General features: G+C 65.5%; 19 protein-coding genes. 10 read left to right on the top strand and 9 right to left on the bottom strand.

Annotated features, from left to right (window positions below; translation table 11 throughout):
* Nucleotides 1-72: 72 nt before the first annotated feature.
* From smc to QJT78_RS18985, 3 genes are all read right to left on the bottom strand, one after another.
* The gene (smc, locus tag QJT78_RS18975) at nt 73-3,537 is read right to left on the bottom strand and encodes a chromosome segregation protein SMC (RefSeq protein WP_028150716.1); all 3,465 of its coding nucleotides are present in this window, start codon (nt 3,535-3,537) and stop codon (nt 73-75) included.
* Nucleotides 3,538-3,755: 218 nt separating this feature from the next.
* Nucleotides 3,756-4,412 carry a DsbA family protein gene (locus QJT78_RS18980; RefSeq protein ID WP_028150717.1) on the bottom strand — a complete coding sequence of 219 codons (657 nt, stop codon included), beginning with the start codon at nt 4,410-4,412 and terminating at the stop codon, nt 3,756-3,758.
* Nucleotides 4,413-4,551: 139 nt separating this feature from the next.
* A complete protein-coding gene (locus QJT78_RS18985) occupies nt 4,552-5,043 on the bottom strand; it encodes a DciA family protein (protein WP_028150718.1) in 492 nt (163 codons plus the stop codon).
* Nucleotides 5,044-5,171: 128 nt separating this feature from the next.
* Here QJT78_RS18985 and mutY point away from each other — a divergent pair, with 128 nt between their 5' ends.
* Nucleotides 5,172-6,311 carry an A/G-specific adenine glycosylase gene (gene mutY / locus QJT78_RS18990; RefSeq protein WP_028150719.1) on the top strand — a complete coding sequence of 380 codons (1,140 nt, stop codon included), beginning with the start codon at nt 5,172-5,174 and terminating at the stop codon, nt 6,309-6,311.
* Between the two features lie 52 nt (nt 6,312-6,363).
* On the top strand, nt 6,364-6,786 hold the full coding sequence (locus QJT78_RS18995) for a PaaI family thioesterase (protein ID WP_028150720.1): 423 nt from the start codon (nt 6,364-6,366) through the stop codon (nt 6,784-6,786).
* A 204-nt stretch (nt 6,787-6,990) separates the two neighbouring features.
* Here QJT78_RS18995 and QJT78_RS19000 read toward each other — a convergent pair whose 3' ends face one another.
* Nucleotides 6,991-8,268 carry a flavin-dependent oxidoreductase gene (locus QJT78_RS19000; RefSeq protein ID WP_028150721.1) on the bottom strand — a complete coding sequence of 426 codons (1,278 nt, stop codon included), beginning with the start codon at nt 8,266-8,268 and terminating at the stop codon, nt 6,991-6,993.
* Nucleotides 8,269-8,408: 140 nt separating this feature from the next.
* Between QJT78_RS19000 and QJT78_RS19005 the strand changes: the two genes are divergently transcribed.
* On the top strand, nt 8,409-9,029 hold the full coding sequence (locus QJT78_RS19005) for a glutathione S-transferase family protein (protein WP_038943450.1): 621 nt from the start codon (nt 8,409-8,411) through the stop codon (nt 9,027-9,029).
* A 200-nt stretch (nt 9,030-9,229) separates the two neighbouring features.
* Here the strand turns inward: QJT78_RS19005 and QJT78_RS19010 are convergent, their stop codons facing one another.
* Complete coding sequence (locus tag QJT78_RS19010) at nt 9,230-10,153, bottom strand: LysR family transcriptional regulator (RefSeq protein WP_028150723.1); 924 nt, start codon at nt 10,151-10,153, stop codon at nt 9,230-9,232.
* A gap of 91 nt (nt 10,154-10,244) precedes the next feature.
* On the opposite strand from QJT78_RS19010, the gene QJT78_RS19015 reads away from it, so the two are divergent.
* From QJT78_RS19015 to QJT78_RS19040, 6 genes are all read left to right on the top strand, one after another.
* Nucleotides 10,245-10,688 (top strand): nuclear transport factor 2 family protein, encoded by a 444-nt coding sequence (locus QJT78_RS19015; protein ID WP_028150724.1) that lies wholly within the window; start codon nt 10,245-10,247, stop codon nt 10,686-10,688.
* Between the two features lie 53 nt (nt 10,689-10,741).
* The gene (locus QJT78_RS19020; RefSeq protein WP_080586594.1) at nt 10,742-10,909 is read left to right on the top strand and encodes a DUF1127 domain-containing protein; all 168 of its coding nucleotides are present in this window, start codon (nt 10,742-10,744) and stop codon (nt 10,907-10,909) included.
* A gap of 198 nt (nt 10,910-11,107) precedes the next feature.
* On the top strand, nt 11,108-11,626 hold the full coding sequence (locus QJT78_RS19025) for a biliverdin-producing heme oxygenase (protein WP_240537591.1): 519 nt from the start codon (nt 11,108-11,110) through the stop codon (nt 11,624-11,626).
* The gene (locus QJT78_RS19030; RefSeq protein ID WP_212490930.1) at nt 11,623-14,169 is read left to right on the top strand and encodes an HWE histidine kinase domain-containing protein; all 2,547 of its coding nucleotides are present in this window, start codon (nt 11,623-11,625) and stop codon (nt 14,167-14,169) included. The genes QJT78_RS19025 and QJT78_RS19030 overlap by 4 nt, the downstream gene beginning before the upstream one ends.
* Before the next feature lie 269 nt (nt 14,170-14,438).
* Nucleotides 14,439-16,448, top strand: a complete 2,010-nt coding sequence (locus QJT78_RS19035) for a methyl-accepting chemotaxis protein (protein WP_028150726.1) — start codon at nt 14,439-14,441, stop codon at nt 16,446-16,448.
* 296 nt (nt 16,449-16,744) lie between these two features.
* Nucleotides 16,745-18,754, top strand: a complete 2,010-nt coding sequence (locus QJT78_RS19040) for a HAMP domain-containing methyl-accepting chemotaxis protein (RefSeq protein WP_038943455.1) — start codon at nt 16,745-16,747, stop codon at nt 18,752-18,754.
* Nucleotides 18,755-18,812: 58 nt separating this feature from the next.
* Here the strand turns inward: QJT78_RS19040 and QJT78_RS19045 are convergent, their stop codons facing one another.
* Nucleotides 18,813-19,499, bottom strand: coding sequence for a glutathione S-transferase family protein (locus QJT78_RS19045; RefSeq protein ID WP_028150727.1), 687 nt, complete (start codon nt 19,497-19,499; stop codon nt 18,813-18,815).
* Nucleotides 19,500-19,661: 162 nt separating this feature from the next.
* Complete coding sequence (locus tag QJT78_RS19050; protein WP_028150728.1) at nt 19,662-20,537, bottom strand: LysR family transcriptional regulator; 876 nt, start codon at nt 20,535-20,537, stop codon at nt 19,662-19,664.
* Nucleotides 20,538-20,640: 103 nt separating this feature from the next.
* Here QJT78_RS19050 and QJT78_RS19055 point away from each other — a divergent pair, with 103 nt between their 5' ends.
* Nucleotides 20,641-21,531, top strand: a complete 891-nt coding sequence (locus QJT78_RS19055) for an SDR family NAD(P)-dependent oxidoreductase (RefSeq protein WP_028150729.1) — start codon at nt 20,641-20,643, stop codon at nt 21,529-21,531.
* 16 nt (nt 21,532-21,547) lie between these two features.
* On the opposite strand, the gene QJT78_RS19060 is transcribed toward QJT78_RS19055, so the two are convergent.
* A complete protein-coding gene (locus QJT78_RS19060) occupies nt 21,548-21,874 on the bottom strand; it encodes a hypothetical protein (protein WP_028150730.1) in 327 nt (108 codons plus the stop codon).
* A gap of 185 nt (nt 21,875-22,059) precedes the next feature.
* Complete coding sequence (locus QJT78_RS19065) at nt 22,060-23,190, bottom strand: site-specific DNA-methyltransferase (RefSeq protein ID WP_028150731.1); 1,131 nt, start codon at nt 23,188-23,190, stop codon at nt 22,060-22,062.
* Nucleotides 23,191-23,548: the final 358 nt, after the last annotated feature.

Raw genomic sequence — 23,548 nt, forward strand, 5'->3', positions numbered from 1 at the left:
ATCATCCGCTCCAGTGCGCGATTTGCGCACAAGGCGGATGATGACGTCAATGGGTGCGGAACGACCGCTGCCTCACGCCACGTTCTGGTCGAGGATGTCCACAGCCTCTGACAGGCTCACCGACACCAGTTGCGAGACGCCGCGCTCGGCCATGGTGACGCCGAACAGCCGGTTCATCCGCGCCATCGTGATCGGGTTGTGCGTGATGATGATGAAGCGGGTATCGGTCGAGCCGGTCATCTCGTGCAGCAGGTTGCAGTAGCGCTCGACGTTGTGGTCGTCGAGCGGTGCGTCGACTTCGTCCAGCACGCAGATCGGCGAGGGGTTGGTGAGGAACACCGCGAAGATCAGCGCCATCGCGGTCAGCGCCTGCTCGCCGCCCGAGAGCAGCGACAGCGTCTGCGGCTTCTTGCCCGGCGGTTTTGCGATGATCTCGAGGCCGGCTTCGAGCGGATCGTCGCTCTCGATCAGGTGCAACGCCGCTTCGCCGCCGCCGAACAGCTCGACGAACAGGCGCTTGAAGTGGTTGTTGACGACCTCGAACGAGGTCAGGAGGCGCTCGCGCGCTTCCTTGTTGAGGCTCTGGATGCCCTGGCGCAGCCGCTTGATGGCTTCGACGAGGTCGTCGCGCTCGGTGACGAGGCTGGTGTGCTGGGTCTCGACCTCGCGCAGCTCTTCCTCGGCGCGCAGGTTGACGGCACCGAGGCGCTCGCGGTCGCGGCGCATCTTTTCGAGGTCTTCCTCGATGTCGTGCAGCGGCGGCAGCTCGGCGCCGGGCTCGATCTCGGCGAGGCCAGCAACGGCTTGCGGCTCGACCTCCAGCATGTCGCGGATCTCGCGCTCGATGTCTTCGAGCCGGCGCCGTGCGCCTTCCATGCGTTCCTCGGCGCGCGCGGTGGCCTCGCGGGAGCTCGACAGCGCTTCGAGTGTCAGCTTGGCGACGCGATCGGTTTCGGCCATCGCGGTCTCGGCCGAGGCGAGCGCGTCGGCGGCCATGCGGCGGTCGTTTTCCGCGTATTCGATCTCGGTGATCAGCGCGCTGCGCTTCTCGGCGAACACGGCGGGCGCGTTTTCGAGATCGCTGCGCTCGATCGAGACCTCGGTGATGCGGGTCTGGATGGTGTCGATGTGAGAGGCCGCACTCTCCTTGCGGTTCTGCCACTCGGTGCGCTCGGCGAGGATCGCCTGCACGCGGCGATCGGCGAGTTCCGCCTCGCGCGCCAGCGCCTGCGCCTCGGCGCGGACCTGGGCGGCCATGCGACGATGGCCTTCGATGTCGCTGCGGACAGCGGCGAGACGGGTCTCGGTGTCCTCGCTCGACGGCAGCTCGGTGATGCCGGCCTCGGCATATTCGTACGCGGCCTCGGCCTCGGCGCGGTCGGCGGCGAGACGGCTATGGGCTTCCGACAGCGTCGCCTTGCGCGCGGCGCGGCGGCTGATCTCGCGTTCGGCGGTGGCATGGCGCTCGCGCGCGACGTTCACCTCGCGCTGCGCGGCGCGCCAGGCCTCGCGGCTCGCACCTTCGGTGCTGGCGGCCATCTGCAGCTCGGATTCGGCGTTCTCCAGCGCCTGACGCTTGATCTGCGCGTCGATGCGGGCCTGCTCCAGCTCGTTCTCGATGTCGACGAGGCGGGCGCGCTCGGCGAGGCGCCGTGCCGCACCGGTCGGGGCGTGGGCCGCGGCGACAAAGCCGTCCCAGCGCCAGACGTCGCCTTCGGGCGAGACCAGCCGCTGGCCGGTCTTGAGCTGCGAGACCAGCTCGGCGCCGCGCTCGCGCGGCACCACGCCGATCTGCGCCAGGCGGCGCGCCAGCTCGGCGGGTGCCTGAACGTGGCTCGCCAGCGGCACGACGCCCTCGGGCAGCTCCGGATCGCCGTCGGTGACGCCGGCATTGGTCCAGCGCATCGGCGCGGACGGATCGACCGGCGCATCGAGATCGTCGCCGAGCGCGGCACCGATCGCCTTCTCAAAGCCCTTGTCGACGGTGATGCCGTCGATGATCGGTGGCCACAGATTCTTGGTCTCGCCGTTGACGATCTTGGAGATCGTGCGCGCTTCGGTATCGAGGCGCTGCACGCGTTTGTCGGCTTCGACGAGCGGCGACCGCGAGGATTCCAGCGTCTGCCGCGCGGCAACGTGGGCGGCTTCGCTTGCCTGGGCCGCGGCTTCCGAAGCAGCCAGCGTCTGCTCGGCGGTCTCGACCGTTGCGGTCAGCTCGTCGAGATCGCCGAAGCCGCCGGTCTCGTCGGCAAGCTTCTGCTCCTCGGCCGTGACATTCGAAATCTCCTGGTCGAGCCGGGCGAGCTTGTCGCGGTGGGTGCGGACATTGGCCTCGAGCTGGTTGCGCTTGGCGGTGAGGTCGGCAAGCGCCGTGGTGAGCTCGGCGAACTGCTGCTCGGTTTCGGTCAGCACCGCCTCGGCTTCGCCGACGCGCTCGTCGACACCGGAGCGCTTCTCGACCCGCGACTTGATCTCTTCCTTCAGCTCGGCGTCTTCGGTGTCGAGCCGCTGCAGCGCGACGTCGGCGTCCATGGTCTGCTGCTGGGCGCGGGAGATGTCGCCCTCGAACTGGGCGAGGCGCCGCTCGAGCTCGGCGACACGCTCCTTGGCGCGCTCTTCCTCGCGGTCGAGCAGTTCGCGCGCATTGGTCAGGCGCTGCAGCCCGGCCGCGGCGCGCGCTTCGGCATCGCGCAGCGCCGGCATTTCGGCAGCGCGGATCGCCTGGATGCGGGCGGCTTCGGCCTGATGCTGGGTGCGTTCGGCCATCTCGCGAACCGCGAGATCGTGGGTCTGGCCGGATTCGTTGACATCGGCATGCGCGCCGATCCAGCGCAGGTGGAACAGCGTGGCTTCCGCCTTGCGGACCTTGGCCGCGACCTCGCGATAGCGCACGGCCTGGCGGGCCTGCTTCTTCAGGCCTTCCATCTGGCCGGCGAGCTGGCCGATCACGTCCTCGACGCGGGTGAGGTTGGTTTCGGCGGCCTTCAGCCGCAATTCGGCCTCGTGGCGGCGGGCGTGCAGGCCGGCGACGCCGGCAGCATCTTCCAGCACGCGGCGGCGCTGCTCGGGCTTGGCCTGGATGATCTCGCCGATCTTGCCCTGGTGGACGAGGGCGGGCGAGCGCGCACCGGTGGCGGCGTCCGCGAACAGGATCTGCACGTCGCGGGCGCGGACGTCGCGGCCGTTGATGCGATAGACCGAGCCGGCCTCGCGCTCGATGCGGCGGGAGATTTCGAGCAGCTGGCTGTCGTTCATCGCCGCCGGCGCGGTGCGATCGGTGTTGTCGATCGTCATCGTCACTTCGGCGTGGTTGCGCGCAGGACGGTTGCCGGAGCCGGCGAAGATCACCGCGTCCATGTCGGCCGCGCGCAGCGATTTGTACGAGGTCTCGCCCATCGCCCAGCGCAGCGCCTCGACCAGATTCGACTTGCCGCAGCCGTTGGGTCCGACCACGCCGGTCAGGCCGGGCTCGATGACGAAGTCGGTGGCCTCAACGAAGGACTTGAAGCCGTGAAGGCGCAGGCGGGTGATTTTCATAAGCACGCATCTCTGTTGGCAGGCGCGAATCCCCCTGCCGGGACAATACCATGGAAGGCAATGTCACTCTCTGGGTGAGTCGCGCGAGGCGCCTCATGCGGTCGGACAATGGCCGCGGTGCGCCGCGAGGGCAACCGGCGAAAGCCGCTTTTCCCAAGGGATTTATGCCGGGAAAGATACGGCTTTGGAGATGCGAATCAGGCGTTGAGCGGGGAAAATCAGCTCTTCAGCAGCGGATTGATCTTCTTGGCGAATTCATCGAACGAGGCTTCGCCCTTGATCTTCTCGCCGTTGATGAAGAAGGTCGGCGTCGAATCCACCTTCAGAACGTCGCTGGCGTATTTCTGGTCGGCGGCGATCTTGTCGAGCAGCGCCTGGTCCTTCAGGCAGGCCTCGACCTGCTGCTGAGTGAGGCCGGCCTGCTTGCCGATCCGCGTCAGCGTCTCAGTGGTGTTCTTCAGCACCCAATCGTTCTGCTGGCGGAACAGCATGTCGGTGACCGCGAAATATTTCGACGCGTCGTCCTTGGCGATGCAGCGCGACAGCATCGAGCCGGCGGCGGCTTTGATGTCGAGCGGGAACTCGCGGAAGATGTAACGCACCTTGCCGGTGTCGATGTATTCCGACTTGATCTTGGGGAACACCTGCTCGTTGAACGCCGCACAATGCGGGCAGGTCATCGAGGCATATTCGGTGATGGTGACGGGGGCGTCCTTGGGGCCGAGTGCCATGTCGGGCAGGGACACGGGCTTGGCCACATCGGCGGCCGACTGCGCCATGGCCTCGGAGATGAACCGCAGCGGCGACAGCCCGGCGAGCGCGGCAAGACCGGTCAGCGACAGCATCGTGTTGAAGGCGCGGCGGGTGATGATCAAGGTCGGCTCCCGGATTGGTGTGGTCTCGCCCCAAGGGTCCTATTGAGTTCCCGTTCAGGCGGCCTGTCGCTAGCTTGAAACGTAGTTCGAGGCAATGGCGAGCGACAGGGACGGGTCCAGATTACCGGCGGAATGAGGCTCAATTTCGCTTGATGGCGGCCCCGAGCCGCGCCAGCGCTGTCTTCAATTCTTCATCTTCGATGTCCCCCAGGCTCTCCGCCACCTTGGCCACCGATTTGGGATCCGGCGGACCGGGCCGGACCGGCGGCCGGGCGCGCGACAGGGGGGCCTGGCGGAAGGCGAGCTTGCCGACCGCGCTCCAGCCGAAGAAGCGATTGACCCGCTCCAGGATCACGTCGGCGGAGTGCTGGATCTCCAGCGCCATCGGCCCCTCGACCCGCAGCACCAGGGTCGCCGGCTCCTGCGGCTGGCCCTCGACCGGCCGCGGCCATTGCATCTTCAAAGGCTCGGCATGGGCCGCAATCTCCGGCCCGGCAATCTGCGCCCACCGGGTCACCAGCTCGCGCGCGGCAAATCCCTGCTTGGCATAGGCCTCGGCAAAGACGTCGTTGAGCAGGAGCGACAGCGGCTTGGCGCTGATGGGACCGGGTCTGGGAGGGAATTTGGACATGGACCCTTATAGCACTTCGGAGGACAGGCCCCACCATTGAGGAGCGGTCCGCGAAGAAAGACGTGGATGCCCGCGACGAGCGCGGGCAGGACGTGGAGAGGCCGGCGCGTTGCCGCTACAGTGAGAGCATGAGCCCCAGATCTGCCCTCAAGGCCAAGTCGGAACCCATTCAGCCGGAGGCATCGGCTCGCCCAACGCTGCTGCTCGCCTGGTACGACCGCCATCGCCGCCGTCTGCCATGGCGCGCGATGCGCGGCGAGACCTCGGACCCTTACCGGGTCTGGCTGTCGGAGATCATGCTCCAGCAGACCACCGTGAAAGCCGTCGGCCCCTATTTCGAAAAGTTCGTCGCGCGCTGGCCGGATGTCACGGCGCTGGGGCGGGCGTCGCAGGATGACGTGCTGCGGATGTGGGCCGGGCTCGGCTATTATTCCCGCGCGCGCAACCTCCATGCCTGCGCGGTGGCCGTGACGCGCGAGCACGGCGGCGTGTTTCCGGACACGGAAGAGGGGCTGCGCGCGCTGCCGGGGATCGGGCCCTATACGGCAGCCGCGATCGCTGCGATCGCGTTCGACCGCCGCACCATGCCGGTCGACGGCAACATCGAGCGCGTGGTGTCGCGCCTGTTCGCCGTCGAGGAGGAGCTGCCGCAGGCCAAGCCGCTGATCCAGCAACTGGCGGCGACGCTGCTTGCGGACGCTCGCGCCGGCGACGAGACGTCTCGCGCCGGCGACAGCGCGCAGGCGCTGATGGATCTGGGCGCCTCGATCTGCACGCCGAAGAAGCCGGCCTGCTCGCTCTGTCCGCTCAATGAGGATTGCACCGCGCGTGCGCGAGCGACGCAGGAAACGTTTCCGCGCAAGGCGCCGAAGAAGAGCGGAACGTTGCGGCGCGGGGCTGCCTTCGTCGTGACGCGCGGCGGCGAGCTGCTGGTCCGCTCGAGGCCCGAAAAAGGCCTCCTTGGCGGCATGACCGAGGTGCCGGGCTCGGACTGGCTGGCTGGTCAGGAAGACGCAACGGCGAAGCAGCAGGCGCCGGACCTGAAGGGGCTGTCGCGCTGGCAGCGCAAGGTGGGCGTCGTCACCCACGTCTTCACGCATTTTCCGCTGGAGCTGGTGGTCTACACGGCGAAGGCCGAAGCGCGCACGCGCGCGCCCGAGGGCATGCGCTGGGTGCCGATCGCGACCCTTGCCGGTGAAGCGCTGCCCAACGTCATGCGCAAGGTGATCGCGCACGCGCTCGATCCTTCAACGGCCCCACCTTCCTGACAGCACGCTGGCAGTAGCGCTACGCTATCACCGCCCGATACGGAGGCTGCCAATGGTCAAGACCGCACTCGACAACTTCAAGAGGCCGCCCTGCGCCGAGCTGCTCGGATGGCGCCTGCTCGATGCCCGTCCGGAGGAGGGCTGGATCAGGCTCGCCTTCGAGGGCAAGCCCGAGTTCTGCAATCCGGCGGGCTTCATCCAGGGCGGCATGCTCTCTGCCATGCTCGACGACACGATGGGGCCGGCCGTGCTGGTGATGAGCGAGGGCCGGCTCTACACCACCACGATCAGCATGACCGTGAATTTCCTCAGCCCCGCAAGGCCCGGCCCGATCATCGGCGAGGCCAGGGTGACGCAACTCGGCAAGACGATTGCGTTCGTCGAGGCGAAGCTGATGGCGGAAGACGGCACGCTGCTGGCGACGGCAACGGCGAGTGAACGGTTGTTGGAGGCGGCGAGGGTGGTGGGGAAATAGTCGAGCTGCGCATTCCTCTTCCCTTCTCCCCTTGCGGGAGAAGGTGGCGCGAAGCGCCGGATGAGGGGTATGTCTCCGCGAACTCAAAGGCGAGTTGGACTCGCGGAGACAGACCCCTCACCCGAGTGAGCCTGCGTCCACCGGCGTCGCTGCCCTCTCCCGCAAGGGGAGAGGGCGCATCAACGAGCATCTCGCTTGGAAGCCTCACGCTCTCGCGCGCGCACCCGCGCTCACGATCGGCGGCTTCGCATTCAGCGCCTCGACCTGGAACCCCGCGACGCGCTTGTAATTCGCGGCGATGTCTTCCAGCTCCTGCTGCGACAGCACGTCGGTGACGACGTCGTAGCCATCCGGCGCGCGCTCCTCGACGAGCTGCATCACCTGCTCGGGGCCATTCTTGCGGTTGAGCAGGACGAGATCGGTGGTCGCGGGCCTGCGCTCGGCCTCATAGGCGAGCAGTGCCGCTTGCGTCGGGCCATGCGCCAGGATCTCGCGCGTGATGGTGCGGGCATCGAGGATCGCCTGCGAGGCGCCGTTCGAGCCGATCGGGTACATCGGATGCGCGGCGTCGCCCATCAGCGTGACGCGGCCGAAGGTCCATTGCGACACCGGATCGCGGTCGACCAGCGGATATTCGTAGGCGTGCGGGCAGTTCTTGATCAGGCCGGGCACGTCGAGCCAGTCGAACTGCCAGCTCTCGAACCAGGGCAGAAACTCCTCCAGCCGCGCGGTGCGGTTATAGTCCTCGCGCCGCCACTGATAGGTCGGCGGCATGTGGCGCTCGGCAACCCAGTTGATCAGATGGTTGCCCGCCGCATCCGGCGCCTTCGAAATCGGATAGCAGACGAATTTCAGGATCTCGTGCCCGGCCATGATCATGGTGCGGCCGGTGAGGAAGGCTTTTGACGGCGTGACGCCGCGCCAGAGGATGCGGCCGTTCCAGATCGGCGGTCCCTCCTGCGGATAGAGCTTCTCTCGCACGGCGGAATGGATGCCGTCGGCGGCGATCAGGATCGCGCCGTCGTAGCTGCCGGCAGCTTTGCCGGTCGCCCTGTCGATGAAGTCGGCGCGCACGCCATTGTCCGTCTCGGTCCAGCCGGTCAGATGGTGGCTGGTCAGGATATTGTCGCGGCCGAGCCGCTCGATCGTGGTGTCGAGCAGGAGCTGCTGGAGGGTGCCGCGATGGATCGAGAATTGCGGCCATTTGTAGCCGGCTTCCAACCCGCGCGGCTCGCTCCAGATCGGCTTGCCGTGCTTGGAGAAATAGGCGAGCTCGCGGGTCCGCACGCCGCTTTCGTCCAGCCGGTCCATCAGCCCGAGCTCGATCAGCTCGCGCACCGCATGCGGCAGCACGTTGATGCCGACGCCGAGCGGCTTCAGTTCCGCGACGCTCTCGAACACTTTTACGGGAACGCCGATTCCGTGCAGGCTGAGCGCAAGCGTCAGCCCGCCGATGCCGCCACCGGCGATGAGTACGGTCATGACAAAACCTCTCCGATTGCAGGCGTCTTGGCACAGGCGGGCGGATGTGGGCAACTGCGAAGAGCAAAGCACGGAGAACAGCGTGCTATGGACCTGGCGGCCCGCAGCCGTTAGTTTCCAATTTTCCCATGAGGTCCGACATGCTCAAGCTCTACTACGCCACCGGCACCTGCGCGCTCGCCACCTACATGACACTTGAGGAAGCCGGCGCCGACTACACGGCTGAACGGCTGAGCTTCAAGGATAACCAGCAGAACAGCCCGGACTATCTCGCGATCAATCCGAAGGGCCGCGTGCCGGCGCTGGTGACCGATCGCGGCGTGCTGACCGAGACGCCTGCGATGCTGGCCTACATCGCGCAGACCTTCCCCAAGGCGAAGCTCGCCCCGCTCGACGATCCCTTCGACTTCGCCCAGGTGCAGTCGTTCAATTCCTATCTCTGCTCGACCGCGCACATCAACCATGCCCACAAGATGCGCGGCGCGCGCTGGGCGACGCAGGAGAGCTCGTTCGCCGACATGAAGGCGATGGTGCCGAAGACCATGGGCGCCTGCTTCTCCTTGATCGAGCAGAAGATGTTCAAAGGTCCCTGGGTGATGGGCGACCAGTTCACGATCTGCGATCCCTACCTCCACACGCTCTCGCTCTGGCTCGAGGGTGACAGCGTCGACATCAACGCCACGCCGAAGATCGCCGATCACTTCAAGCGCATGTCAGACCGCCCCGCCGTGCGCAAGGTGATGGACGCGCAGAAGGCGTAGGAACGGCGGCCACATATTCCCCTGTCGTCCCGGGCAAGCGTCAGCGCAGACCCGGGACCCATAACCACAGGGAGAAGTTGTGACACGAGCTGACAACCACGAGTCTTCGCCAAACCGCGCCCTGTGGTTATGGATCCCGGATCGGCGCTCCGCTTCGCTGCGCTTGTCCGGGACGACACCATTTGTTTTGAAGCTGCATCCTACCCAGCACGCCGTTCCTTCTTCTCCAATTCCCGTCCCGTCGCCAGCATCAGCCGTCGCAGCCAGATCGAGCCGGGGTCCATCTGTGCGCGGGTCGGATGGAACATGAACTGCTCGTCGATCCCGGGATCGAGCGGCGGCGTCACCGCGACGAGGCCGAGCTGCTTCGAGAGCGCCGCGATCAGCCGGCGCGGCACGAAGGCGACGAGGTCGGTGCGGGCGGCGACGTGCAGCGCTTCGAGATAGCCTGACACCACCAGCGAAATGTGCCGCTCGATGCCCTTGGTCCGCAGCCAGGTGTCGATGAGATCCTCCGGTTGGCCGCGGATGATCACGCCGACATGGCGTGCTGCCAGGAACGTCTCGCGCCGCTTCAGCTTCGCAGCCATGGGATGGCCGCGTCGCACCGCCAGCGCGTCGCTGTCGGTGTAGAGCAACTGGCGGTGAAAGCCCTTGAAGGCGTTGCCGATCGAAATCACGAGGTCGATGGTGCGGGCGAACTCGGCGTGAAAGATCGCAGGGCCCCGCCACGGTACGACGTCGATGCGGACGTTGGGTGCGGCCCGCGTCACTTTTTCCATCAAGGGCGGCATCAGCAGCTCGACCGCGAGATCCGGCATCATCAGGCGGAATTGCCGCTCGCTGCGCGCGGCGTCGAAGTCGTCGGGTATGAACAGCCCGCGCACCTGGTCGAGCGCCTGGGCCAGCGGCGCGCGGAGCGCTTGCGCCCGCGGCGTCAGCTCCATGCGCGCGCCGGTGCGCACCAGCAGCGGATCGGCGAAGATGTCGCGCAGGCGTTGCAACGCATGGCTCGCGGCCGGCTGCGACAGCCCGATCCGAAGCGCGGCCCGGCTGACATTGACCTCGCGCAGCAGCGCGTCGAGCGCGGTCAGGAGGTTGAGGTCAAGCGAATTCAAATTCATGAGGCGAATAGATATCATATCCACTATCGATTTGAAGAATTCTTATCTGGCAATGATGATCTCCGTGTTGCCACCAAACGGAGATGCCGCCATGAGCGCGAGCGCCAACAAGAAACTGATGCAGGATATCTTTGCCGCCGCCGCCAATCCCGATCCGGCCGCGCGCGACCGGGCCCTGTTCACCGCAAGCCTTGCCGACGATGCCAGATGGGTCGTGACCGGCCAGTATTCCTGGTCGCGCACCTTCACCGGCAAGGAGGCGATCCTCAACGATCTGCACGGTTATGTGCGCACCCGCTTGCGCGACCCGACCCGCACCGTAGCTCACCGTTTCATCGCCGATGGCGACGTCGTCGTGGTGGAAGCCAAGGGCGACAACGTCACGCCCGCAGGCGTTCGTTATGACAACGACTACTGCCTGGTGTTTCGCCTCGAGGACGGGAAGATCAAGGAGATCCGGGAATATTGCGACTCGACCCTGACCGAGAAGGCGCTCGGTCCGTTTCCGCAGACGCCCGTGAGGGCCGCGAGCTGACCGGATCGAGGACCATCTCGTCCGCCGACCGGTGTCGTCGGCCCCGGTCGGCGATGGTCGTGTCGATCTGGCGCAGGCTGGCAGGGATTGTCCGTATCAGGCGCGAGCGGTCCCGGGCGCGGTACCAGCTCGCCGCCATGAGCGACCGGGAGCTTCAGGACTGCGGCATGACCCGGGCGGAGATCGCGTACGAACTGAGGAGACCGGTGCGAGGGAGTTAGACAAACGGACGAGATCCAGGCGCGGCCTGCCTCCCATTTTATCGTAGCCGGCGGAACCTTCAGGTTCCGCCGGGCGTTTGCTCGGTTCGGAGGCAATCGCGCCCCCGGCATTGCACGCGTTTGGGAAATTTCATGCTGGCTGGGGTTTCGGACGTTTCAACACAGGTGGGTCGCAGCTTTTCCGGACTCCGCGAACGATTGAGAGATGCGACTGCGAATGCGCACCGGGAGCTCGATGCGCAGCTTTCGTCGTTCGACCTCACAGTCCTGTCCGGTTACTGCCGCTTCCTGCAAGCCAGCGCCGGCGCACTTCTTCCGCTCGAAGCTGCGCTTGTGCAGGCTGGCGTCGTCAAGATGTTTCCAGATTGGCTGGAGCGGGCGCGTGGCGCCGCGATCGCGGCCGATCTCGCGCAGCTCGGCAGCGCCGCGCAATCCACCGTGTCCGTGCCGCCGCTGACGCGCAGTGGCATGCTCGGCACGTTGTATGTTCTGGAGGGCTCCCGTCTCGGCGCAAAGTTTCTGCTGAAGGCGGTCGCGGATGCGGCCGATCCGCGCATCGGCGAGGCCACCGCCTATCTCAGTCATGGCGCGGGCAAACGGCTCTGGCAGAGCTTTCTGGCGAAGCTTCAAAACGAAGAGGCATGCGACCCGGACGAGGCGATCGAGTCGGCACGTGTCGCTTTCGCGGCCTTCGAGCAGGCGGCGGACCGCGCATGAACGAGGCGGTCAATCTCACCAATTGCGATCGCGAGCCGATCCACATCCCCGGCAGCGTCCAGCCGTTCGGCTTCCTGCTCACGGTCCTGTCGGATTTCACGATCTGCATGGCCTCCGACAATGTCGGCAGCTTTCTGGGGACTGACGTCGCCGACCTGCTCCAGCAGCCGCTGTCGCGCGTCATCTCGGAAGCCGCCGTCGAGACCATTCGCAGCCGCGTCGATCATCTCAGCGGCCCCGATACGACCGAGCGCATGTTCGGTGTCGAGCTCCAGCCCGGCAAGCCGCCTTACGATCTCTCCATCCACTTCTCCGGCGCCTATCTGCTCATCGAGGCGGAGCCCAGCGTGAACGAACCCGGCGTCAATTCCGGCGAGCTCGTCCGCCTGATGCTGGAGCGGATCCGCAAGACCCGCGGCATGACCGAGCTCGCCCGCGAGGCGGCACGCCAGCTCAAGGTCCTGACCGGCTTCGACCGCGTCATGGTCTATCAGTTTCACCCGGACGGATCAGGCGAAGTGATCGCTGAAGCTGCGGAAGCCGGCCTCGAACGGTTCCTCGGCCTGCACTATCCGGCCTCCGACATCCCCAAGCAGGCCCGCATCCTTTATCAGCGCAACTGGCTGCGCATCATCGCCGACATCAATTCGAAACCAGCCGCGTTGTTTTCGACGGCCACGCACAATGCGGGGCTGCTCGATCTCTCCATGAGCGTGCTGCGCTCGGTCTCGCCGATCCACATCGAATATCTGCGCAACATGGGCGTCGGGGCCTCGATGTCGGTGTCGATCCTGCGCGACGGCAAACTGTGGGGCCTGTTCGCCTGCCATCATTATTCGCCGCGCTACATCTCGTTCGAGAAGCGCACCGCGTCCGAGCTGTTCGGGCAGATGTTCTCCTGGATCGTGGAGGGGCGCGAGCGCGAGGGCCATGTCGCCTATGAGATGCGCGCTCACCAGGTGCAGGAGCGGTTGATCGAGACCGCGGCCTCGCATGAGCACAGCCGGCGCGCGATCGTGGACTTCCTCGGCGACTATCGCGGGATGATCGATTGCGACGGCGTGGCGGTGTGGTCCGACAACAAGATCACGCTTCAGGGCCAGACGCCGACCGAGGACGAGGTGAAGGAGCTGGTCGCCTTCATCAACCGGACCTCGCCGGGACGGATTTTCGCAAGTGCCGAGATTGCCAAGGTCTATGCCGCCGGCCAGTCCTTTCGCGACCGCGCGGCCGGATTTCTCGCCATTCCGATCTCGCGGACCCCGCGCGATTGCCTGATCTTCTTCCGGCGCGAGGTCGTGCGCTCGGTGAACTGGGCCGGCGCGCCTGACAAGGTCTATGACGAGGGACCGAACGGACCGCGGCTGACGCCGCGCAAGAGCTTTGAGCTCTGGCAGGAAACGGTGGCGGGCCAGTCGAAGCCGTGGTCCACGGCCGACATCCGCATCGCCGAGAGCCTGCGCGTCACGCTGCTCGAAGTCATCCTGCAACTGTCCGACCTTGCCGCCCGCGAGCGTCGCGGCGCGCAGGAGCGGCAGGAGCTGATGATCGCCGAGCTCAATCACCGCGTCCGCAACATTTTGAGCCTCGTCCGCGCGCTGGTCGCGCAGAGCAAGGACACGGCCACTTCGGTCGAGGAGTTCGCCGGCGTGCTCGGCGGCCGCATCCAGGCCTTGGCCCGTGCCCACGATCAGATCACCAATTTGAACTGGGCGCCGGTTGCGCTGCGCTCGCTGGTCGAGTCCGAGGCCGGCGCCTATCTCGGCGCGCGCGCCGGCCGCGTGAAGATGGGCGGGCCCGACGTCGCGCTCGATCCCAAGGCGTTCGCGACGCTGGCGCTGGTCGTGCACGAGATGATGACCAATTCCGCCAAATACGGCGCGCTCGCGGATTCCACCGGCCAGGTCGAGGTGGTCTGGCGGCTCGATCCGAATTCGAGCCTCGAGATCGAGTGGAAGGAGAGCGGCGGGCCGCCGGTGCAGCCGCCGTCGCGCCGCGGCTTCGGCACCACCATCATCGAGCGCTCGGTGCCGTTCGACCTCGAGGGCGAAGCCGAAATCCGCTTCGACCTGCTGGGCGTCCAGGCCAAATTCGTCATCCCGCCCAATTTCGTCGAACTGGTCCCATCAATCGCAGGAGCCGCCATGCGCGTCGAGGAGCAGCAACCCGCCCGTCCGCGAATTTCCGAGACGGCACTGATCGTCGAGGACAATCTGATCATCGCCATGGCGGCGGAAGTCATCCTGCTCGATCTCGGTGCCCGCCATGTCGATACTGCGGCGAGCGTCGACCAGGCGTTGCGCGCGATCGAGCGCACGCGTCCGGGTTTCGCGCTGCTCGATCTCAACCTCGGCAACGAGAGCAGCATCAAGGTTGCGCAGAAGCTGAAGGAGATCGGCGTGCCCTTCATGTTCGCGACCGGCTATGGCGAGCGCGCGCCGATCCCGGAAGAGCTGGCGTCCGCGCCGGTGGTCCAGAAGCCCTACACGCTGGAAGTCGTCGAGAACGCGCTCGGCAAATTGCAGGGGACGGTCGCCCAATAGACATCCATCCCGGCGACGCGTGCAGCGCTCTGCAAGCGGCTGCGGGCTTTGCGCTGAAACCTGCGCAACTGCCGATAAAATCAGCAGGTCTTGGGCGGGCCGGCGCACATATGCGCGAAAAATCGGAAGGTTCAATTAACGAGTGTCCCTCATTGTACCGCGGTGCAGCGTGGGTGCCGAAAGCGACTCGCGGCTGCCGGGGGTGGCCGTGACGATTGCCGGGGTCGTTCGTCCGCCCGAATTCACATGCACCTGGGTGGACAGTGGGAATGCCGAACTTTCGTTTGCGGATCAGGGGGCGCCTGTACGCAGGCTTCATGGCCTTGGTGGCGGTTGGTCTCGTGATGGCGGTGGTCGCCATCTGGAATTTGCGGTCCGTGCAGGACCAGGTCGCAAAGGCTTCGGCGTTTTCGGACAGCACGGCGCGGGTCCTGGAGGTCTCGACCCATCTTCAGGCGATCCAGCGCGCCAATCTGCGCTACATCTACGACGCCAGCGAGCCCGCAATGAAGGAGGCCGCAGAGCGGGAGACCGCGGCGACCGAGCTGTTGAAGGTCGGGGCGCAGGGGACGCTCTCCGAGGAGCGGCGGAGGCTCTACAACGATCTGATCGCCGACATCGCGAAAATGCGAAGCCTGCGTGACAATCTCGGCGACGCCGTCAATGAGGCGCGGACCGGCAAGGCGACGCTGCTGCCGAGCGGTGACGAGCTGACTGTCAAGATGGGCAAGCTGGTCGATGTGGCGCGCGCAGCCGTCGACGAAGACACCGGGGCGCTCGTCGCGGACCTCGAATCCAGGCTCCTTCTGGTCCAGATCGCGAACTGGCGTTTCCTGGCCCTGCGCGACAGCAAGGGGCCCGCCAACTTCAGAACCAATGTGGACAGGGCGTCGCAGCGCCTCTCGGCGCTCGAGAAGAGCCCGCAGGCGGCGGAATTGCGAACCACGCTCGCGCCGGTGAAGACCTCGCTCGGAATCTACAAATCCGCGTTCGAGACGACGTCGGCCGCGATGCTCCAGGCCGACGAGATCTACCACAAGAGCCTCGCGCCCCTCATCGTCGACAGCATCGCCAAGCTCAAGGTCGCGGAAACTGCCTTGAAGAAGGACTACAAGGAGTCGCGCAGCCAGGCCGAAGCCGTGATTGACGGCACGACCACCGTGCAGGCGATCGCGGGCTGCCTTGCCACCCTGTTCGGATTGATCGTCGCCTTCCTGATCGCCCGCAGCATCGTCGGTCCCTTGACGTCGATGACGCGCGCGATGGGATTGCTGGCCGGCGGCAATCTCGAGGTCGAGATTCCCGGGCGCGGCAAGGCCGACGAGATCGGCGACATGGCCAAGGCGATCGAGGTGTTCAAGACCAACATGATCGACACCGAACGGCTGCGCACGGAGCAGACCGAGACCGAGGCGCGGCAGGCGGAGAGCCGCAAGGCCGACATGGTCCGGCTCGCCGACCAGTTCGAGCAGGCGGTCGGCGAGATCGTCGACACCGTGTCGTCGGCATCAAACGAGCTGGAGGCGTCGGCCGGCACGCTGACGGCGACCGCGACGCGCGCGCAGAATCTGTCGACCGAGGTGGCGTCGGCGTCACAGGAGGCCACGGCCAATGTGCAGGCGGTGGCGTCCGCGACCGAGCAGCTGTCCTCGTCGGTCACCGAGATCGCCCGCCAGGTGCAGGAATCCGCCCGGATCGCCAACGAGGCCGTCGGGCAGGCAAGCAGGACCAATGAGCGCGTCGGCGAGCTGTCCAAGGCGGCCGCCCGCATCGGCGACGTGGTCGAGCTGATCAGCACGATCGCCGGCCAGACCAACCTCCTGGCGCTGAACGCCACCATCGAGGCCGCGCGCGCCGGCGAGGCCGGCCGCGGCTTTGCGGTGGTCGCCTCCGAGGTCAAGGCGCTGGCCGAGCAGACCGCGAAGGCGACCGGCGAGATCGGCCAGCAGATTTCGAGCATCCAGGCCGCGACCGAGCAGTCGGTCGGCTCGATCCGGGAGATCAGCGGCACGATCGAGCGGCTGTCGGAAATCTCGTCGGCGGTTGCCGCCGCCGTGGAAGAGCAGGGCGCGGCGACGCAGGACATCTCCCGCAACGTCCAGCAGGCCGCCCATGGCACGCAGCGCGTCTCGATTAATATCGGCGACGTCCAGCGCGGCGCGTCCGAGACCGGCTCGGCCTCCTCGCAGGTGCTCTCGGCGGCGCGCTCGCTGTCTTCAGACAGCAACCGGCTGAAGCAGGAAGTCACGAAGTTCCTGAACTCGGTCCACGCTGCCTGACCGGCGCAGACCCGCACAAGCAAAGGTCCACGCGCATGCGCGTGGACCTGCCATGGCGGCGCGATGGGATGAGGATATCGATCGCGCGCGCCACCGTTTGATGTCCGGAATACGGTGGTGCCTTCGTCGGCTTCTCCGTATTCGACACCGGTAAAATACAGCCGCAATTAACAATTGTTCCGCATTGTACGGCAGCGCAGCGCGATTCTCGCAGGCGTGGTTGCAATGATCAGTCGTTGCAATCACGCCAAGGTCGTCGGCTGCTTCTGCTTTTCTGCTGCAATGGGTGGACAGTGATGCCGAGCTTGCGTTTGAGAATTCGGGGGCGTCTCTACGCCGGATTTTCGGTTCTCGTGGTCGTTGGTTTGATCATGGCTGCGGTTGCGGTCTGGAATTTGTGGGCCGTCCAGGGCCAGATGGCACGGCTCTCCGCGCTCTCGGACAACACCGCCCGCGTCCAGGAAATCTCGATCAACCTCCAGGCGCTGCGGCGTGCCAATCTGCGTTACATCTATGACGCCAACGAGCCGGCCTTCAAGGAGGCTGCGGAGCGGGAGGCGGCGACGGCGGAGCTGTTGAGGGCCGCGGCCAAGTCGACGATCTCCGAGGAGCGGCTCAAGATCTACAATGGCCTCGTCGGCGACGTCGAAAAGATGAAGTCCATGCGCGAGCGCATGGGCGCTGCCGTCAACGAAACGACGAAAGGCAAGGCCATTCTGCTTGCCGGTGGCGACGAGCTCACCGCTAACACCGGCAAGCTGGTCGACGCCGCGAGCGCGACCGGCGACACCAGCGTGACCGCCCCCGTCGCCGATCTCGAATCCAGGATCCTCCTGGTTCGCGTCTCAAACTGGCGCTTCCTCGCCGTCCGGGACGCAAAGGGGCCGGCGACCTTCAGGACCAATGTCGATCGGGCGCAGCAAGCACTCAAGTCACTTGAGGGGGCCGGTCTGCCGGACGAGGTCAAGGCTGCATTCGGGCCGATCAAGAGCTCGCTTTCGACCTACAAGGGGGCTTTTGAAACGACCTCCGCCGCAATCCTGCAGGCCGATGAAATCTACCGCAACGAGATCGCCCCTCTGATCAGCGATAGCGTCGACAAGCTCAAGGTGGCGGAAACCGGATTGAAGGCCGACTACCAGAAGTCGCGCGCGGCCGCCGATGGCGTCATTGCCAGCACGACCTGGATTCAGGAAGTCGCCGGCGGCCTTGCGATCCTGTTCGGCGGCCTCGTCGCCTTCCTGATCGCGCGCAGCATCGTCGGACCGCTGACCACGATGACGCGCGCGATGGGAGCCCTCGCCGGTGGCGATCTCAAGGTCGAGATCCCCGGCCGCGGCAATCGCGACGAGATCGGCGACATGGCCAAGGCGATCCAGGTGTTCAAGGAGAGCATGGTCGAGACCGACCGCCTGCGCCACGAGCAGGTCGAGGTCGAGGCGCGGCAGGCGGAGAGCCGCAAGGCCGACATGCGAAACCTGGCCAATCAGTTCGAACGCGCCGTCGGCGAGATCGTCGACACCGTGTCGTCGGCATCAAACGAGCTCGAGGCTTCCGCGGGCACCCTGACCACGACGGCCACGCGCGCCCAGGATCTGTCGACGGAAGTCGCCAGCGCCTCCCAGGAGGCCTCGGCCAATGTGCAGGCCGTTGCCTCGGCGACCGAGGAGCTGTCCTCCTCGGTCTCGGAGATCGCCCGCCAGGTGCAGGAATCTGCCCGCATCGCCAGCGAGGCCGTCGGGCAGGCAACGCGGACCAACGAACGGGTCGGTGAGCTCTCCAAGGCCGCCGCCCGCATCGGCGACGTGGTCGAACTGATCAGCACGATTGCCGGCCAGACCAATCTGCTGGCACTGAACGCGACGATCGAGGCGGCGCGTGCGGGCGAGGCCGGCCGCGGCTTTGCCGTGGTCGCCTCCGAGGTCAAGGCGCTGGCCGAGCAGACCGCGAAGGCCACGGGCGAGATCGCCCAGCAGGTCTCCGGCATCCAGGCCGCGACGGAGGAGTCGGTCGGCTCGATCCGGGAGATCAGCGGCACCATCGAACGGTTGTCGGAGATCTCGTCGACGGTTGCGGCGGCCGTGGAAGAGCAGGGCGCGGCCACACAGGAAATCTCCCGCAACGTCCAGCAGGCCGCTCACGGCACGCAGCGCGTGTCGACCAATATCGGCGACGTGCAGCGCGGGGCCTCCGAGACCGGCTCGGCCTCCTCGCAGGTGCTCTCGGCGGCGCGCTCGCTGTCTTCGGACAGCAACCGGCTGAAGCAGGAAGTCGCAAAATTCCTGAACTCGGTCCACGCCGCCTGAGCCGCAAACGCAAAAGGCCACGCGCATGCGCGTGGCCTCCAAAAGCTGCGTCGCGCGATCAGGCGACCTTCGTCGTCATGTGCTTGAACATGTTGGCGCGCGCCTCATCGTCCATCTCGGCCTTGAAGGTGAACTTGTCCTTCAGGGCAATCGCACGCGCTGCCGCCGGCCGCGCCGAGATCTCGTCGACCAGCCGCTTCACGTTCGGGTAGCGCGCAAAGGCATCGTCGCCGAGCTTGAACGGCACCATCCGCGCCCAGCCCCACAGCGCCATGTCGACGATCGAATAGCTGTCGCCGACCATATAGCTGCGGCCTTTGAGGTGCGCGTCGAGAATCTTGTAGTGGCGATCGGTCTCGTACTGGTAGCGGTTATGCGCGTAATCGTGGTTCTGGTCCTTCGGCGCAAAATGCTTGAAGTGCACGGCCTGGCCCGAATACGGCCCCACGCCGGTGGCAATGAACATCAGCCATGACAGCGTCTCGCCGCGGACGTTGGCAGCGGGAAGGAACTTGCCGGTCTTCTCGGCGAGGTAGAGCAGGATGGCGTTCGAGTCGAACACGATGGTGCCGTTGTCGTCGATCGCCGGCACCTTGCCGTTCGGATTGATCTTCAGATAGTCCGGCGCGAACTGTTCGCCCGTGCGGGTGTCGATCTTGACCGGCTCGAAGGCCAGTCCGGCTTCTTCGAGGAACAGCGCGACCTTGGTCGGGTTCGGCGATCCGTTGAAATAGAATTTGAGCATGTTTGTCTCCCCGATTCCCTTCTTAGAGAATAAATGCAGCGTCGCGGCCTTCTGTGCCTGAACATGGCCTGGGAGAGCAACCGTTGAGTTTGCCGGGCGGTGTCTGCGCGGTACGCAGATCAGCCGGGCGTAACAAAGGCCGATCGCCGCCGTAATGGCGGTTCAAGTCCGGCTGAGCCGTTCCCGCAGGAATTCGATGAAGCGCTGCGTCTTGGCTGGCAGCAGGCGCGTCTCGGTGACTGCGTAGACGGTGACGGGCGAGCCCTGCCATTGCGGCATGATGCGACGCAGCCGGCCATCCGCCACTTCGTCGGCCACGATCTCTTGCGGCAGAAAGGCGATGCCCATGTCGAGCGTTGCGAGGCGGCGGATCAGTCCCACGTTGTTGAGCCGAAAACGGCCGCCGACGTCGGTCTGCTCCATCTGCGCGCCCCTGTGTAACGTCCACGCACTCACCTTCGTCATGCACAGGCATTGATGATGGGTAAGGTCCGCAGGTTCATGCGGCTCGCCGTTGATGTCGAGATAACGCGGCGAGGCGTAGAGATATCCCGGCATGCGGGCGAGCGGCCGCGCGATCATGTGGGACGGCTCGGATTCTCCGACGCGGATCGCCAGATCGAACGGCTCCGATACCAGATCGACACGTCGCGGCGTCAGGTCGAATTCGAAATCGATGTCGGGATATTGCCGCGCGAATGCGGCGATCAACGGTGCGAGATAGGTGTTCGCGAAATCCACCGGCAGCGAGACGCGGAGCATGCCGCTCGGCTGCGCCAGCATCCCGTCCAGTTGCTCGTGCGCCAGGCGCGCCTCGTCCACGATGCGCTTGCAGCGCTCGAAGTAGATCTGGCCGGCTTCGGTCAATTCGATCTTGCGGGTCGTCCGGTTCAACAGGCGAAGCCCGATCTCCTTCTCCAACAGATCGATCCGGCGCGACAGCGTCGAATTGGGCATGTCGAGGGTCTTGGCGGCGCGACGGAAGCTGCGGGCCTTCGCGACCTCCACGAACAGCGCCATATCGTTCAACAGTGCCATTTAATTATTCCATCAATGGATCAATCAGTTCCATTTTACGGCATTTATTCCATTGAGTGGAAGGTCCATCTGCCCTTTGCTGACATTGCAGGGCAAGCCATCCATGAAACGCGCAGAACTCGACAAGAACCTGAAGGTGAATCCGCCGGCGCTCGAAGGCCTCAGGCTCGCTGGATTGAATGTAGCGGTGATCGGCGGCACCGGCGGCATCGGCCGGGCGTTCAGCCGCCAATTGGCGGCCAAGGGGGCGCGTGTCCTCGTTGTCGGCCAGACATTCCGCGATCAGAACGTGCCGGGCATCGCATTCATGCAGGCCGATCTGAGCCTGATGCGGGACGCCCGGCGGATCGGCCGTGAGCTTCCCGCCGAGACGCTCGACATCGTCGTCTTCACGACCGGCATCATGGCGGGGCCCAGGCGTGAGGTGACGGCGGAAGGCATCGAACGCGATCTTGCCGTCAGCTATCTGAGCCGCTTCGTCATCCTGAACGCGATCGCCTCTCGTCTTGGAAAGGACAGGGCCACGGCCACATTCAAGCCCCGGATATTCGTCATGGGATTCCCCGGGACGGAGCAGAGGGCCGATGTCGCCGATCTGAATTCGGAGCGGAGCTACAAGCGGTTCGCAGCCCACTCGAACACCGTGGCGGGCAACGAAGTGCTCGTTCTCGAGGCCGCCACGCGCTTTGTCGATGTCGATGTGTTCGGCCTCAATCCAGGCTTCGTGAAGACCGATATCCGCGCCAATCTGCTCGGGTCGCGTGCGCTCGTCTCGCTGATCAACTGGCTGACCAGCTTCATGATGGTCGAGCCGGACACCTATGCCGAGCGACTGGTGCCGCTCCTGGTGTCGCCCGATCTCAACGGCCGCAGCGGTGTCATGTTCAACAACAAGGCTGAGGCGATCCTGCCGAGCCCTTCGTCTGTGGAGCGATCCTACGCGACGGCGCTCATGGATGCCTCCGATCGATTGATCGCCCGTCTGGCGCCGTGAGGCCGCGCCTCGACGCTCAACTGGAATAGAGCAGGCCGACGACGGCGATGACGATCATCCCGGCGCCGACAGCGTCCAGCCGCATCGCGAGCCGCGTGGCGGCGTGCATGCTGGAGGCCCGCGTCTTGCGCTCCGATCCGCGCGCGTAGCCGTGCACGATGACGTCGTGATTGAAATTGTCGTGGGCCTCGTTGCTGCTGGCGAGCCCGACGCAGACCACCAGCACGCCGAAGATGGCGAGGCCGAAAAAGCCGAGCAGGGCGATCAGGAACATCGGAAACATGCCGAGCAGGAAGATCGGCAGCAGCGGCACCAGCAGCAAAGTCTCGGACTGTCGTCGCATGGGAGCCGGACCGGTCAGGACGGGGCTGATCGGGCAAATGTAGTCCTGGCTGTTGCGGCGTTCAAGGAGCCGTACGGTGGGCAAAGGCGCGAAGCGCCGTGCCCACCGCATCTCACGTGGCACTCAAGATGGTGGGCACGCTTCGCTTTGCCCACCCTACGGGACTACGAGATCGCGGGAAGTGGCTACTCCGCCCCCATCCCCGCACGGATCTCGGCGCGGAGCTCATCGATCAGCTTGAGACCCTTCTTGGTCTCGACATGCCAGAAGGTCCAGCCGTTGCAGGCTTGCGCGCCCTGCGCCACCGCGCCGATGCGGTGGATCGAGCCGACCTTGTCGCCCAGCATGATGGCGCCGTCGGCGCGCACCAGTGCGCCGAGCTTCTTCTTGGCGTCGAACAGCTTTGTGCCGGGCATGATCATGCCGCGCTCGATCAGCTCGGAGAACGCGACCCGCGGCGCCTCGCGCGCGGTCATGAACGGAGCGAGGCTTTCTTCCGGCAGCGGCTCGACCGCGGCGATGCGGGCTTCCGCTGCCTTCGCGTAGGTCTTGTCGCGCTCGAAGCCGATATAGGAACGGCCGAGACGCTTGGCGACCGCGCCGGTGGTGCCGGTGCCGTTGAAGGGATCGATCACGAGATCGCCGGGCTTGGACGACGACAGCAGCACGCGCGCGAGCAGGCCTTCCGGCTTCTGTGTCGGATGCACTTTCTTGCCGTCGGCGCCCTTGAGGCGCTCCTCGCCGGTGCAGAGCGGGATCAGCCAGTCGGACCGTGCCTGCACGTCCTCGTTGGCGGCCTTCAACGCTTCGTAGTTGAACGTGTAGCCCTTGGCCTTCTCGTCGCGCGCGGCCCAGATCATGGTCTCGTGCGCGTTGGTGAAGCGGCGGCCGCGGAAATTCGGCATCGGGTTCGACTTGCGCCAGACGATGTCGTTCAGGAGCCAGAAGCCGAGGTCCTGCATGATCGCGCCGACGCGGAAGATGTTGTGATAGGAGCCGATCACCCAGATCGTCGCCGACGGCTTCATCGCGCGGCGGGCGGCAAGCAGCCAGGCGCGGGTGAAATCGTCATAGGCGGAGAACGAATCGAACTTGTCCCAGTCGTCGTTGACGGCATCGACATGGGATTCGTCGGGGCGCTTCAGATCGCCCTTGAGCTGGAGATTGTAGGGCGGATCGGCGAACACGAGGTCGACCGAACCTGCCTGAAGCTTCGACATCTCGGCGACGCAATCACCGAGGATGATGCTGTGCGAAGCGGACTCAAAATTTGTGCGGGGCGCCCTTGCAGACGCCCCGCGACGCGACACTACCATGACTCAAGAACTCTGACTCAGGCGACGCTGTCGGCGACGCGGGACCAAACAACCGACTGACCGTTACAATGGAGCGGCAAAGTAAAAATCGACTTAACCCGCCGCTTTGGTGAGCAGCCCTCGCATCGCGCATTGTGCGCGTTTCGCTCTGCGCATTCGTCGTGTTTTCCAGTGTATTTCGTATTTCTTCGCGTTGCGGGAGCGGTCAGGTCGCCAAATTTCTCTCGGAAAAAATTGCACGACCCCGGAAAAAATTGCTGGCATCGGCATGCTGTCGCACTAGGCAATTTTTGCCGGCCACGATATTGATTAATGCAACGGAAATTTTACGTGTGTGGCACGTTGAGCTTTCGCGCTT

This window comes from Bradyrhizobium sp. Mp27, from assembly GCF_029953005.1.
Lineage (GTDB): Bacteria > Pseudomonadota > Alphaproteobacteria > Rhizobiales > Xanthobacteraceae > Bradyrhizobium > Bradyrhizobium barranii.